Below are 13633 nucleotides of genomic sequence, written 5' to 3'. Positions count from 1 at the left end.
GCATCTGACCTCGATGAGGTCTGTGCCATGGTCGATGCTTACATTGATTATTACAATAGCGAACGAAGACAATGGAAACTACAAAAGATGACTCCGGTACAATACCGAAGCCATCTCATAGCAGCTTAAAACGTTAAGGGTGCTTTTATTAAACTGTCCAAACTCTAGGGCTCAGTTCAAAGACGAAGGTGTTTTTTGGGTTGTTTTAAGAGGATGGAATGTTTTCCAGTCCCAGATCACACTGGATCAAATCGGCATACGTCTGTCGACGAACAACTTCGCGGGATTCACCTTCATTAACGAAGACGACGGCCGGACGTAAAAATTGGTTGTAATTGCTCGCCATCGAATAGTTGTAGGCACCTGTTCCGAAAACAGCCAATGTATCGCCACTGACCGGATCCGCTAGGTCAGCCGACTCGGCGACTAAATCTCCTGATTCACACGCCGCACCGACAACTGTCACGTGACGTGTCTCTCCCTGGATTCGATTGGCGATGACCGTTTCGTACACCGCCCCATATAAAGCAGGACGAATGTTGTCGGCCATTCCGCCGTCGACGGACAGATACGTTCGGACACCCTGCACTTCCTTGATCGCCCCAACCGTGTAAAGCGTCGTTCCGGCATTGGCAACAATCCAACGACCCGGTTCGATGCCGATTCGTGGACGATCGATGGCGAGACGTGCCGTCTCTTCGTCGATGATCGCCATCACCCGCTCCATCGTCTGTTCGAAATCAAGTGGCTGGTCCTCTTGCGTATACGCGATTCCGAATCCGCCACCAAGGTTGACTTCGCTTGCGACGAAAGCCGTCCGTTCACGAATCGTTTCGACAAACCCCATCATCGTCCGGGCCGTCCGTTCAAACAATTCAATCTCTTGAATTTGTGACCCGACGTGACAATGAATGCCTAGTAACACCAAGTGTTCCGCTGCTAAAACGGCTTCCACCGCTTCAAGGTACGACTCGTCATGCGTCGAGAAACCGAACTTCGTATCGACACCTCCGGTCTGGATTTTCGTGTGCGCACCGCCAATGACTTGCGGAACAATCCGAATCAATACCTGAACGGTTTGACAGGCATCTGCCGCAATTTGATTGAGTTGGGCGATTTCTCCGTAATGATCGATGACGATTTTTCCGACACCCTCTTCAACGGCATACCGTAAATCCTGAGTTGATTTGTTCGAGCCGTGGAAATAGATCCGTTCCGCCGGCACACCCGCTTTGCGGGCGATGAACAGTTCGCCGCCTGTGACGACATCAATGCCAAGACCGTGTCGGACGACTTGCTGGTAAACAGCACCAATCGTCAAGGCTTTAGAAGCAAACGAGGCATACGTATTCGGATATTTCTCTAAAAAGGCATCCCGTACAGTTGCCAGACGGTCCGTCAATTCACGTTCTGCCATGATATAAAGCGGTGTCCCGTATTGTTTGGCAAGCGCCGTTGCTGTCACACCATCAATTTGTAACTGATTCTCTTGTTCCGTCAAATACTGGCTCCCGTACATCTGGATTCCCCCTTATAAATAACGATGCGTCAAACGCCACGAACGGGCACACATCTGTTCTGAATTATTAGCTGTTCCGGTCCGGGTAATATCATCAATTTCGATGCCGTCCCCGTAGAGAACAACCTTGTCACCGATTTCAACCGTCGAATCGATAGCGATGAACGTATGACTCATGAATAACTTACTGATAATCGGATAACGTTTCCCGTTGATGATGACCGGAAGCGATGACCGTCCGCGAACGACCCCGTCCCCGTATCCAACCGGCAGAACGGCGACACGAATCGCTGTCGGTGCCGTATAAGACGTGCCATATCCAACGTGTTCGCCTGCTTCCACCTGACGAATCTCAACGACTTCCGTCGTCATCCGAAGTGACGGAACAAGCCAATCCATTTTTTCAATCGGTGAATAACCAAACAAGAAAATGCCGGGACGGACATAATTACACCAGGCCAACCGCGGATCGTGTTTGACAATCGTCGCACTGTTTTCGGCATGAATGTACGTGAACGTGTGTTTCTCCTGTAACGGATTCCCGATTTCGAGGAATCGTTCGACTTGACCGTCGTGATCGGCTCCCGGCTCATCGGCAAGCGGAAAATGGGTGTAAAGACCCGTCAACATCAGCTCCTGTTCACGTACGGTTTCAAGCACTGCTAGCGCTTCTTCAAGCGAACTGACACCAAAACGGTTCATCCCGACATTTATTTTTAGATGAAGTTCAATTCCTGATAACTCAGCCTGATGACGTTGCAGCCAGTCGAGCGAAGGAATTCCAAGCGCCACTCCATGCAACCGGACTTCTTTGAAGTGCGATGCCGGATTCATCGCCAGAACATAACTGTCTGGAAAATTCGTTTTGATTTCAATTGCTTCGTAGACTTCTGCCACTGCGAAATGCCGGACACCGGCTTCCATCAATGTGGCGACCATCTCAATCATTCCTAAGTTATAAGCATTGTTTTTGACGACGGCAAAAATTTGCTTATTGGACCGGGCGAAAACCGATGCGACATTTTGCCGCACCGCTTCCCGATCGATGGTAACGATTGTTCTCGAACTCATTCTGCGATGGCTGGTGTCACGTAAGTCAACCACGATGCATACTGTGGCAATTGACCCGAGACCGCTTGACGGTAAAGATCAAGTAACTCATCTGCGACAGCCCGTGTTCCGCCGTTGATGACGATATGATCAATTTCACCGACACTAGTAATTTCTGCAGCCGTACCCGTTAAGAAGATTTCGTCTGCGACGTATAACTCATCACGGCCGATATGACGCTCGACGACCGCATATCCTTGATCCTGTGCGAGACGCATGATGACTTGACGTGTGATCCCGTCTAACACCGAACAATCAAGTGAAGGCGTGTAGATCGTGCCGTTTTTCAACATGAACAAGTTAGCAACACTCGCTTCACTGACATTTCCGTTCATATCAAGAGCAATCGCCTCGTCAAATCCGTCGCGAAGTGCTTCTCCTTTTAAGAGTTGCGAGTTCATATAGTTGGCGGCAGCTTTTGCCTGCATCGGCATCATCGTTGACGAAACACGGCGGTAAGAAGCGACTTTTGCCCGGATACCGGTACCTTTGTCAAAGTATTCACCAAGTTCCCAGCAAGAAATACCGACGTGAACCGTCGTATCTTTTGCCATCAGTGCCTGCCACGGTGTACCAAGGAAAACAAACGGGCGGATGTAACAAGATTCAAAGCCGTTTTTGGCGACAAGATCAATCGTCGCTTGGACAAGTTCTTCCACTGTATAAGGAATCGTCACGTGATAGAACGCGCAACTGCGGAACAGACGTTCAATATGTTCCGTCAATTGAAAAATCGCCGGACCATCCGGTGTCGCATACGCACGGATGCCTTCGAAGAATCCGCTTCCGTAATGAATCGCATGGGACATGACGCTCGTATTTGCCTCTTTTGGATCATGAAAAATCCCGTCTAACCAAATTGCTTCTCCATACTGTGTATCCACTGCCATGTGTTTTCCTCCTCTTCGACGTCAATCAGAGTGAACGTAAATCATCCACCAGTTGCGTCTTCTCTGCTGTTTTTGCATCTTTCTGTTTGATGACACGTGCTGGTGTACCAGCCACTACGCTGCCGGCAGGAACGTCTTCTGTGACGACACTGCCCGCTGCGACGACGGCGTCTTTTCCGACGCGGACACCTTCTAAGATGACGGCATTCGCTCCGATTAAGACACCATCTTCAATGATGACCGGTGTTTTTGAAGGTGGTTCAAGAACCCCTGCTACCACGGCACCGGCGCCGACATGAACGTTTTTGCCGATTGTGCCACGTGCTCCGACAACGGCGTTCATATCAATCATTGTACCATCTCCGATTGATGCACCGATATTAATGATTGCACCCATCATGATGACCGCATTATCGCCGATGACGACATGATCACGAATCCATGAACCTGGTTCGATCCGGGCATTCAAATGGCGTGTATCGAGCATCGGCACGGCACTGTTGCGGCGGTCATATTCGACGTGCACTTCAGTAATCCGGTCTGCATTCTCTTCTAAGAAAGTTGAAGCAAGTCCTGCATCGGCGAAGAAAATTTTCGATTGATCCGTCCCGAAAGCCGTCGCTCCTTCAATCGTCAGTCCTTCCAAGTCACCATTGACGTACAGTTTAACCGGTGTTTGTTTTTTAGCATCTTTAATGAATTTCGCAATTTCATAAGCATCAGTTAATAACATGTGAATCCTCCTGTGTGTAAAGCGTCTCCAGTGTATAGAGTCCCGCTGATTTTTGAATGAGCGCTTCCGCTGCCTTGATCGCACCTGAAGCAAATACTTTTTTGGATAACGCCGTGTGTTTGATTTCAATCAACTCATCGACGCCGGCAAACAATACTTCATGTTCGCCGAAAATCGTTCCCCCACGCATCGAGTGCATCCCGATCTCGTTTGGCTCCCGCTTCTCACGCGTCGACTCCCGTTCGTAGACCGGTCGGACATTTCGTAAATCCTGGATGGTCCGGAGCAACAGTTCCGCTGTCCCACTCGGTGCATCGACTTTTTGATTGTGGTGTTTCTCAAGCAGTTCGATGTCGAATGCTCCGGCGAGCGGAACGAGTGTTTTTAACAGCTGTTGCATCATCGCGATCCCAAACGACATGTTATACGATTGGAAAATCGGAATTTGTGTCGAAGCATCGCGAATCGTCTGCAGTTCCGCTTCCGAGAAACCCGTCGTCGCAATGACGAGTGGTGTCTTCGTTTTGATCCCGTAGTCAAGCAAGTCCGATAAGAGACTTGGGTGTGAAAAATCAATAATTGCATCGACTGACTCCGTCATCTCGGCAAGCGTACCGTAAGACGGTACTTGATCCGCCGTTTTCGTTTTGTCGATGACAGCAACGACAGCATCCGGTGCCAGTTCATGGACGTAATGTCCGGTTGCCCCGTAGCCGTGAATGGCGAGTTTCATCCAACCACTCCTTTGTAACTCCGCATCGTCTCAAGCAGATGGGCATGTCCCGCTTCCGACTGACGGACGAGCGGCAGACGTGGTGCTCCGACAGCAAGTCCGGTTTCTTCGAGTGCTGCTTTAACGGGAATCGGATTGACGTCACTGAACAACGCGGAAATGACGGGCATCAGATCACTCTGAATCCGGCGTGCCGTGACGTAATCGTTTGCGAGCAGAGCTTCTGCCAAGGCTTGCGTCTCAGCTGGATACGGATTCGACAAGACGGAAATCACGCCTTGTGCCCCCCATGCCATATAAGGAAGAATTTGATCATCGTTGCCGCAGAAGACTGCAAAGCCATCTGGTAATGCCGTCATCAATTCACCCATGAAACTGACGTCTCCACTTGCTTCTTTAAACGCTTGGATGTTCGGATGTTTCGCGAGCGTTACGGCTGTTTCGACAGAAATCGCGACACCTGTTCGTGACGGAACATTGTACAGCATGATTGGCAAATCAACTGCATCCGCAACTGCCGTGAAATGGGCGACGAGTCCTGCTTGCGATGTCTTATTGTAGTAAGGCGTGACAAGCATGGCCGCATCAGCTCCGATACGAGCTGCTGTCTGTGTTTTTTCAATCGTCTGTGCCGTATTGTTTGTTCCGGTCCCGGCAATGACCGGTACACGTCCAGCTGTAAGGCGGACAGCCGTTTCAAGTAACGTTTCAAACTCTTCATTCGTCAACGTTGATCCTTCTCCAGTCGTCCCCCCGACGACTAACGCTTGAATGTTCGCTGCGAGTTGTTGTTCGATCAGTTGTTCAAATACCGCTAAATCCAGCTCACCGGTTGACGTGAACGGTGTTGCCAGTGCTGTTCCTGCTCCTTTAAACATATCGGTTCCTCCTCGTTTCTTAAGAATGGATTGAACTTTCAAGTGCTTGACGCGCTACTTGGACAGCGTTCGAAGCCGCCCCTTTACGGATATTATCGGCGACACACCAGATATGGAACGTATTGGCGAGACTTTGATCCTGACGAATCCGTCCGACATATACGTCATCTGTTCCACTCGCATCAAGCGGCATCGGATATTGATTTTGACTGACATCATCAATCAGAACGACGCCGGGTGCTTCGGCTAATGCGGCACGGATGGCTTCGACCGTCGTCTCCTGCTCGAATGTCACGTTGATCGCGACAGAATGCGAATTCGTGACCGGTACACGGACACACGTCGCACTGACCGGTAACTCCGGTAACTGGAAGATTTTCCGCGTTTCGTCAATCATCTTCTGTTCTTCTTTCGTATAGCCGTCCGGTAAGAACACATCGATATGCGGCAGGATATTATCGTAAATCGGATGCGGATAGTTGACCGGTTCTTCGCCGCGGCTGCCACGGGCTAAATCCTCGATTCCTTTTTGACCGGAACCGGAGACGGCTTGATACGTCGTATAGTTGACGCGTTTCAAACCAAACGGTTGGAGTGGAGCAAGGGCGACGACAGATTGAATCGTCGAACAGTTTGGATTGGCAATCAAACGATCGTCCGGACCGATTGCCTGCGGGTTCACTTCCGGTACGACAAGCGGGATATCTGCTTGCATCCGGAAGGCACTTGAATTGTCGACGACCAGTGTGCCTGATGCAGCGAGTAACGGCGCATACTGTTCACTGATGGCTCCACCTGCTGCAAACAACGCGACCTCAATCCCGTCTTCCGTGATCTGTTCCGATAACGCTTGAATCATGATGTCTTGCCCTTTAAATTGAACCGTTTTGCCTGCGGAACGTGCGGACGCATAGGCTGAAATCTGACGAACTGGGAAATCGAGTTCTGCCAAAACTTGTAACATTTTTTGTCCGACAGCGCCCGTTGCGCCAATGACTGCTACATGATACATATGGTTTCCTCCTTACAGATCAAATGCATTGGCGATTGCTGCGACGGTCCGTTCGATGTCGGCTTGGGCAATCGTATACGAGATACTGATTTCTGATGTCGTAACCTGATAAAACGTGATGTTTTCCGCCCGGAATGTCGCAAATAATTTCGAAGCGACGCCGGTTGCGTCACGCATCCCGATTCCGACGACCGACAACTTGGCATGTTGGTTATGACGGTCGACTTTGACGGTCGGGAAACGATTGATGATATCCTGCAACGCTTCTTCCAAAAATTCTTCTTCGTCTAATGGGCAAGAGAACGAGAGGAAGATGTCACTGTCAAACGTCGTCTGACTGATCATATCGATGTTGACGTGACGTCCTGACAACAATTCAAAGATATCTGCGACCGCTGAGTTCGTCTGTGGTACATGTTTAATTGATACTGTCATGACATTTTTCGTCACACTGACACTCGTCACCGCTTTTTGTTCCATCGTTTCCGTTGCCTCCATGATCCAAGTCCCTCTTTCCGATTCAAGTGTTTTCCCAACAAAGATGTGGACTCCATATTTTTTACCGAGCTCGACACTCCGCATCTCCATGACTTTTGATCCGAGCGCACTCATTTCCATCATCTCATCATACGAAATGTGTGGAATCGGTTGGGCCGCGGCATGAATTCGTGGATCTGCCGTATAGACACCGTCAACATCCGTATAGATTTCACATCGTTTATCGAGAACGGCCGCCAGTGCGACGGCTGTCGTATCGGATCCGCCGCGTCCGAGTGTCGTGACATCACCCAGTTCATTGACCCCTTGGAAACCGGCAACGATGATGACATCGTAGGTTTCAAGTTTTTTCCGGAGCAGTTCTCCGTCAATTTGTTTGATTTTACTTTTCGTGTGCAGACCCATCGTACTGATTCCTGCTTGGGCACCCGTTTGCGACAAGGCTTTTGTCCCAAGCGAGTTTAGTGCGATGCTGAGTAACGAAATCGTCTGTTCCTCACCGATTGCAAGCAGACGATCGAGTTCCCGTCGTTCCGGACGGTCCGTGATTGCTTGGGCCTGCGCAATCAAGGAGTCTGTCATTTTCCCCATCGCTGATACGACGACGACTAATTTTTCTCCTTGATCCGTCCGATTCTTCAAATAATTCGCAATAGACTGAATCTGTTCGACAGTCGCAACCGAACTACCACCAAATTTAAGTACAGTTGTCACAATCCTATCTCCTTTTGTCCCGAAACAGAAAAAAACGACGGGCCGGTAGGAGCGTTCCTACGGCCCGTCGTTATCACGATCGGACAAACGATGACAGTGTCATACGTTCTTTTACGTAAGATAGCGCTCCGAAACGTGGGTTTCGGCAGTACAACGGATCTTAACCGTTGTACCAGCAATCAAGAAAAAGCATTTCCCTGTTCACTTCGGCGGATTTCCCCTTTCACATCACTTGGCATGCTTGCCTTTGTAAGTGTTGCTACTGATGTCATCCGCGCCTCTATCTGTCGGTTGTTAGTTACAGTTATAGCAAACATTTTTTGTTAAATCCAGTGATTTGCCAAACTTTTTTTGAATTTTATAATTTTTTAAGTTGCTTCTTCGCTAATGCGAGTTGTTCCCGGACGGCTGTAAAACCGGTCCCACCGTAACTTCCCCGTCGTGCAACGGCTTGAACCGGATCGAGCAACGGATACACATCTTCCGCAATGACCGAATGGAACGTCTGATACGTCGACAACGTCAAATCTTTTAAGAAACAGCCGCTCTGCACACAATGTAAGACGGCTTTCCCGACGATTTCATGTGCTTCCCGGAACGGAATCCCTTTTGTGACCAGATAATCTGCCAGTTCCGTTGCATTCGAGAAGTCTTGCATCGTCGCCTTCTTGAGCGCTTCTGTCTTAAACGTAGCGGATTCGATCATGCCTGTAAAAATTTGAACGGATTGTAACACGGTATCAGCGGTGTCAAAGACACCTTCCTTGTCTTCTTGCATATCTTTATTGTACGCGAGCGGTAATGCCTTCATTGTCGTCAGGAAGCCCATCAAGTTTCCATAGACACGACCTGTTTTGCCGCGAATCAGTTCTGCGAAATCCGGATTCTTTTTCTGCGGCATCATGCTCGATCCGGTTGAAAAGGCATCGGATAATTCGATGAATGAAAACTCTTGTGATGCCCAGATGATGATTTCTTCGCAAAAACGTGACAAGTGCATCATGACCGTCGAGGCGATTCCTAAATATTCGATGACAAAATCACGGTCCGAGACGGCGTCTAAACTATTCGGATAAACGTGCTCAAAACCAAGCAACTCGGCCGACTTGAATCGATCGATCGGGAACGTCGTCCCGGCAAGTGCCCCGGCGCCGAGCGGTGACATCCGAATCCGCTTCAAGTTATCCGTTAATCGATCGGCATCCCGTTCAAACATCCAAAAGTAAGCGAGCAGATGATGTGCCAGTGAAATCGGCTGCGCCCGCTGAAGATGGGTATAGCCCGGCATGACCGTCTCTACATGTTGCTCCGCTTGTTCCGTGATCACGGATTGCAGGTTGCGGATACTTGTCAGGAGTTCGAGCACATGCTGCTCCATCCAGAGATGAAGATCGGTCGCAACTTGATCGTTCCGGCTTCTCGCCGTGTGCAGTTTTCCTGCAACAGGACCAATCTGTTCCGTCAGCAATCGTTCAAGATTCATATGGATGTCTTCGTCAACAGTCGTATAGACGTGTTGACCGAGTGTCGTTTGTAACTGTTTGAGCCCTGTTTCGATTTGTTCCCACTCAGTTTTCTCAAGAATCCCCTGTTCATACAACATCTGCGCGTGCGCCAGACTGCCCTGTAAATCGACGGCTGCTAATTTCTGATCAAATGCAATCGATGCTCCGAAGGCCTCCGCTTGAGCGGAAGCACTTTCCGTAAAACGTCCGCCCCATAGTTTCGTCATTTTTTCACGCCTTCCTGACGATGGACACTCGCATGTGTCGCAATTGCCAGACCATGAAGCTTGATGAATCCTTTCGCTGCGTCATGATCGAACGCATCTTCTTTTGTGTAGGTCGCGAGTTTTTCATCATACAGCGAAACAGTTGACTGACGTCCTGTAACGGTCGCGTTCCCTTTGTACAGTTTGACCCGGACTTCGCCCGTCACATCTTGTTGTGTCGCTGTCAAGAAGGCTTTCAGTCCTTTTGTTAACGGTGCGTGGAACAATCCGTTATAAATCGTCTCTGCATATTGTTTGCTTAAAATCGGTTTGAAGTGAGCAACATCCTTCGTCAGCGTGATTGTCTCTAAAGCAGCATGTGCCTTAAGTAAGACCGTTGCGCCCGGGCACTCGTAGACTTCACGTGACTTTATCCCGACAAGACGGTTCTCGACATGGTCAATCCGTCCGACGCCATGTGCCCCAGCAATGATGTTGAGTTCTGTGATCAATTTTGCGAGTGGATAGGCTGTTCCGTTGATTGCAGTCGGTACACCCGCTTCAAAGCCGATGATGACTTCTTCTGCTTGGTCCGGTGCCTCTTCCGGTGCAACCGTCAACGCATACGCATCTTGCGGGGGTTCTGTCCACGGGTTTTCAAGGACACCACACTCGTTACTCCGTCCCCAAAGATTCATATCAATTGAATATGGGCTGTCGAGGTTAATCGGAATCGGGACATCATTTTCCTTGGCATAGGCAATCTCTTCTTCCCGTGACCATTTCCACTCACGCACTGGTGCGATGACTTCGAGCGATGGATCGAGGGCCGCGACCGAGACTTCAAACCGGACTTGGTCATTTCCTTTTCCGGTACAGCCGTGAGCGACTGCCGTTGCGCCATGCGCATGGGCCACTTCGACCAACTTTTCAGCGATCAACGGACGGGATAGTGCCGAAATCAAAGGATAAGCTCCTTCATAATGTGCTCCATATTGAAGGGCTGGCAAAACAAACTCGTTCGCAAATTCCTCTTTGACATCAAGGACGATCGATTCGACCGCTCCAACGAGCAATGCTTTTTCTTTGATGACCGTCAAATCTTTTCCTTCACCGACATCCATACATAACGCGACGACGTCATAGTCTTTGCTCAACCATTTGATGGCAACCGAAGTATCAAGTCCACCTGAATACGCTAAAATCAATTTTTGTTTTGTCATTCCCAATTCCTCCTTGAAGTCGACTGTATCTGTCTGTATAAAAATTCACTATGGATTATATATATACATAGATATTCAAAAAAAGAAACCCTTTTTCAGGATTTCTCATCAAATTTCATCAAATTTTCTTCTCCATCGTCCGATGTGGGATGCCCGCATCATCAAATTCATCCGAGACGATGGCATAACCAAGTCCTTGATAAAAGGGAATCGCCTGGACTTGCGCACCAAGCGTCAAGATCGTCCGTCCTTCACGGCGGGCAATCCGTTCCATCGCTCGCATCAGTTCACCGCCATACCCTTTGCCGCGTGTCGCAGCAAGCGTCGCAACACGTTCCACCTTCATCCGTTGCTCGTCATACGGGCGGGTTCTCCCCGTTGCCACCGGACGATTCATCTCATCGAGAACGAGGAGATGAATTGCCGTTTCATCATGTGTATCATATTCGAGATTGCGCGGGACGCCTTGTTCCTCGACGAAAACACGTTCCCGGATCATGCGTACAGCTTGCTTATGTTCTGTTGTTTTCACTTGTATGACGGTCATGTATGTAATTCCTCCTTTAATGCTTCTACAAAGGCCAGTGCATCTTCATGCGTTACGAACAACACTTGAGCGTTCGTTTCACTTCCGCCGCCGCGACCGTTAAACTGTTTGACATGTGTTTTCGTAAACTGTCCGAGGTGCACACGTCCCGTGCTGTACATCACGAGTTTCTTAGCGACCTCGTTCCAGACAAGTGCAGTGCGTCCTGCTTCCATCAATGCTTTACCGACTTTTTCTGAAAAACGGATATCTTCCTGTTCGTGTTGAAGCACTAGAATCTGCTCCGGTCCGTTCAAGAGATGTTTCAGAACGGTTTGGACATGGGCGTCCTCTGCTTGACTGACTTGTCGATTCAACCGGATTTGATCTTGTTTCAGTTCGTCGACGACGTCACGGATCTGATCTTTTTTAGCAGATAAGAAACGTGCAGTTTCCGACAAGACACGCCGTTCTGTCGTGAGTAATCGAAACGCCCGGTCCTTTGCGACATACGTCAATCGGATATTTCCACGAACCTTTTCTTGACCCGTAAATAAAATCAACTCCAGTTCTGATGTTGATTCAAGGTGTATTCCGCCACATGCACTATAATCGAGTTCACCGATTTGGACAACTCGAATTTGACCAGTCACCTGAGGCGTTTTTCGTAATGGTAATGTTAAAGCAGCTGCCTCTTCGTATTCTGTAGCCGTAATCACAAGTCCGGCCACGATGACCTGGCGTAACCGTTCCTCAAGACGGTTCTGGAATTTCTCGTCCCATTGGTCCGTTGCAAGATCCAGTGTCGATTCTTCTGACCCTGTTCGAAAACTGACCGTTTTGACCTGAAACTCATCTTGTAAAATCGCCGAAATGACGTGTTGGGCTGTATGTTGCGCCGCATGATCCGTCCGGACTGCATCATCGACTTCACCCTGGACAGTTTTTCCAAGAAGCGGACTGTCCAGTCGATGCCAAACGATGCCTTCTTCGAGTTGGACATCCAGTACCTCGATTCCATTCAGTGTCCCGCGATCAGCTGGCTGCCCTCCACTTTCCGGGTAAAAATAGCTTTTTTCTAACGCGACCCAATACCCCTGTTGTTCTTTCACATCCGCTACAACGGTTTCGAATGTCCGAACCGTCGGGTAAATTTGTTCAAGACGCATCCTACGCCCACCTTTCTTCATCTGATTTCGCTTCTATTATGCCACAAATTGCCTACAATCGTTTGTCGGCATCTTCATTTCCTAGTACACTAGACGAAAGACTATCGACCGCGAAGGGACGAAATGCCGTGATTCAGCACATCAATAAAAATTCACCACTTCCAATCTACTATCAAATCGAAGCTGCCTTGAAACAACAAATCGAAAGTGGTCTGTTGCAGCCAGGGGATTTGATCCCCTCTGAACGAGAGTTTGCTGAGGCACATCAAATCAGCCGAATGACGGTTCGCCAAGCGATTTCGAATTTAGTGAATGCCGGCTATCTGATCCGTCAAAAAGGTCGTGGCACATTCGTTGCCAATAAAAAAATCGTCATGCAACTGTCTGGATTAACTAGTTTTTCAGAGGAGATGGAACACCTCGGACTCGAACCAGCGAGTGAACTCTTGTCCTATCAGGTGATTGCTGCTGAAATGACGATTGCAAATAAACTGGGCATCCGTGAAGGTGCCAAGATTTATGAATTAAAACGGTTACGCATCGCCAATGAACAACCGCTTGCGCTTGAGACCGTCTATATTCCGGAACAGCTGTTACCGGGTCTAAATCAGGAAGTTGCGATTGCTTCCTTATACGCATTCGCTGAAGCGAGTGGGCTGAACCTCGGTCGTGCCAGTCAGACGTTCGAGTCGCGTCTCGCCACAAAAGAAGAAGCTCACCATCTCGGTTTGTCGATCAGTTCGCCCGTCTTATCGGTCGAACAATTGACCTTCCTCGCGACAGATCAACCGTTTGAGTACGTCATTTCGGCTTATCGTGGCGATCGGTACACCTTTACGGTCGAGATGGAGCGGCGACGTTGATTATTCTCTAAAAAAAGACCTTTTTCTTATCGTTTGAACTGCTCCCCGTCAAGT

14 protein-coding genes and 1 riboswitch are annotated in these 13633 nt (G+C 49.1%); of the genes, 2 read left to right on the top strand and 12 right to left on the bottom strand.

Translation table 11 applies throughout. The annotated features are described in order from the left end of the window. Positions 1-129 (top strand): IS3 family transposase (locus tag BLD48_RS16130; protein ID WP_143082955.1); only part of this gene is annotated, 129 nt, incomplete at its 5' end. Between the two features lie 76 nt (positions 130-205). On the opposite strand, the gene lysA is transcribed toward BLD48_RS16130, so the two are convergent. From lysA to BLD48_RS15660, 12 genes are all read right to left on the bottom strand, one after another. Next, on the bottom strand, positions 206-1519 hold the full coding sequence (lysA, locus tag BLD48_RS15715) for a diaminopimelate decarboxylase (RefSeq protein WP_071501003.1): 1314 nt from the start codon (positions 1517-1519) through the stop codon (positions 206-208). Positions 1520-1531: 12 nt separating this feature from the next. Further along, positions 1532-2590: an alanine racemase gene (gene alr, locus BLD48_RS15710; RefSeq protein ID WP_071501002.1), complete on the bottom strand. Its 1059-nt coding sequence runs from the start codon at positions 2588-2590 to the stop codon at positions 1532-1534. Continuing rightward, positions 2587-3519, bottom strand: a complete 933-nt coding sequence (locus BLD48_RS15705; RefSeq protein WP_071501001.1) for a branched-chain amino acid transaminase — start codon at positions 3517-3519, stop codon at positions 2587-2589. Before BLD48_RS15705 ends, alr begins: the two co-directional genes overlap by 4 nt. Before the next feature lie 25 nt (positions 3520-3544). Then, positions 3545-4252, bottom strand: a complete 708-nt coding sequence (gene dapD / locus BLD48_RS15700; protein WP_071501000.1) for a 2,3,4,5-tetrahydropyridine-2,6-dicarboxylate N-acetyltransferase — start codon at positions 4250-4252, stop codon at positions 3545-3547. Next, a complete protein-coding gene (gene dapB, locus BLD48_RS15695) occupies positions 4239-4985 on the bottom strand; it encodes a 4-hydroxy-tetrahydrodipicolinate reductase (RefSeq protein WP_071500999.1) in 747 nt (248 codons plus the stop codon). The genes dapD and dapB overlap by 14 nt, the downstream gene beginning before the upstream one ends. Beyond that, entirely contained in the window at positions 4982-5863 is an 882-nt protein-coding gene (gene dapA, locus BLD48_RS15690; protein WP_071500998.1) for a 4-hydroxy-tetrahydrodipicolinate synthase, read from the bottom strand. The genes dapB and dapA overlap by 4 nt, the downstream gene beginning before the upstream one ends. 19 nt (positions 5864-5882) lie before the next feature. Then, positions 5883-6875 carry an aspartate-semialdehyde dehydrogenase gene (locus BLD48_RS15685; RefSeq protein ID WP_071500997.1) on the bottom strand — a complete coding sequence of 331 codons (993 nt, stop codon included), beginning with the start codon at positions 6873-6875 and terminating at the stop codon, positions 5883-5885. Between the two features lie 12 nt (positions 6876-6887). Beyond that, the gene (locus tag BLD48_RS15680; RefSeq protein WP_026833938.1) at positions 6888-8087 is read right to left on the bottom strand and encodes an aspartate kinase; all 1200 of its coding nucleotides are present in this window, start codon (positions 8085-8087) and stop codon (positions 6888-6890) included. A gap of 113 nt (positions 8088-8200) precedes the next feature. Beyond that, positions 8201-8378, bottom strand: a riboswitch (Lysine riboswitch). Positions 8379-8445: 67 nt separating this feature from the next. Further along, positions 8446-9819, bottom strand: coding sequence for an argininosuccinate lyase (gene argH / locus BLD48_RS15675; RefSeq protein ID WP_071500996.1), 1374 nt, complete (start codon positions 9817-9819; stop codon positions 8446-8448). After that, complete coding sequence (locus BLD48_RS15670) at positions 9816-11021, bottom strand: argininosuccinate synthase (protein ID WP_071500995.1); 1206 nt, start codon at positions 11019-11021, stop codon at positions 9816-9818. Before BLD48_RS15670 ends, argH begins: the two co-directional genes overlap by 4 nt. 118 nt (positions 11022-11139) lie before the next feature. After that, positions 11140-11568 (bottom strand): GNAT family N-acetyltransferase, encoded by a 429-nt coding sequence (locus BLD48_RS15665; RefSeq protein ID WP_014969492.1) that lies wholly within the window; start codon positions 11566-11568, stop codon positions 11140-11142. Further along, the gene (locus BLD48_RS15660) at positions 11565-12716 is read right to left on the bottom strand and encodes an alanine--tRNA ligase-related protein (RefSeq protein WP_071500994.1); all 1152 of its coding nucleotides are present in this window, start codon (positions 12714-12716) and stop codon (positions 11565-11567) included. Before BLD48_RS15660 ends, BLD48_RS15665 begins: the two co-directional genes overlap by 4 nt. Positions 12717-12844: 128 nt before the next feature. Here BLD48_RS15660 and phnF point away from each other — a divergent pair, with 128 nt between their 5' ends. Then, positions 12845-13579 (top strand): phosphonate metabolism transcriptional regulator PhnF, encoded by a 735-nt coding sequence (phnF, locus tag BLD48_RS15655; RefSeq protein ID WP_014969490.1) that lies wholly within the window; start codon positions 12845-12847, stop codon positions 13577-13579. The last annotated feature ends 54 nt before the right edge of the window (positions 13580-13633 follow it).

The sequence above is a fragment of the Exiguobacterium sp. KRL4 genome, from assembly GCF_001870785.1.
Classification (GTDB): domain Bacteria; phylum Bacillota; class Bacilli; order Exiguobacteriales; family Exiguobacteriaceae; genus Exiguobacterium_A.
Note: the sequence above shows the minus strand (reverse complement) of the source record. Positions and strands in the feature narration are given on the sequence as shown.

What these genes read in the sequence shown, in the direction of transcription:
- lysA (WP_071501003.1), bottom strand. Translation starts at nt 1,519, where the DNA reads ATGTACGGGAGCCAGTATTTGACGGAACAAGAGAATCAGTTACAAATT.
- alr (WP_071501002.1), bottom strand. Translation starts at nt 2,590, where the DNA reads ATGAGTTCGAGAACAATCGTTACCATCGATCGGGAAGCGGTGCGGCAA.
- BLD48_RS15705 (WP_071501001.1), bottom strand. Translation starts at nt 3,519, where the DNA reads ATGGCAGTGGATACACAGTATGGAGAAGCAATTTGGTTAGACGGGATT.
- dapD (WP_071501000.1), bottom strand. Translation starts at nt 4,252, where the DNA reads ATGTTATTAACTGATGCTTATGAAATTGCGAAATTCATTAAAGATGCT.
- dapB (WP_071500999.1), bottom strand. Translation starts at nt 4,985, where the DNA reads ATGAAACTCGCCATTCACGGCTACGGGGCAACCGGACATTACGTCCAT.
- dapA (WP_071500998.1), bottom strand. Translation starts at nt 5,863, where the DNA reads ATGTTTAAAGGAGCAGGAACAGCACTGGCAACACCGTTCACGTCAACC.
- BLD48_RS15685 (WP_071500997.1), bottom strand. Translation starts at nt 6,875, where the DNA reads ATGTATCATGTAGCAGTCATTGGCGCAACGGGCGCTGTCGGACAAAAA.
- argH (WP_071500996.1), bottom strand. Translation starts at nt 9,819, where the DNA reads ATGACGAAACTATGGGGCGGACGTTTTACGGAAAGTGCTTCCGCTCAA.
- BLD48_RS15670 (WP_071500995.1), bottom strand. Translation starts at nt 11,021, where the DNA reads ATGACAAAACAAAAATTGATTTTAGCGTATTCAGGTGGACTTGATACT.
- BLD48_RS15665 (WP_014969492.1), bottom strand. Translation starts at nt 11,568, where the DNA reads ATGACCGTCATACAAGTGAAAACAACAGAACATAAGCAAGCTGTACGC.
- BLD48_RS15660 (WP_071500994.1), bottom strand. Translation starts at nt 12,716, where the DNA reads ATGCGTCTTGAACAAATTTACCCGACGGTTCGGACATTCGAAACCGTT.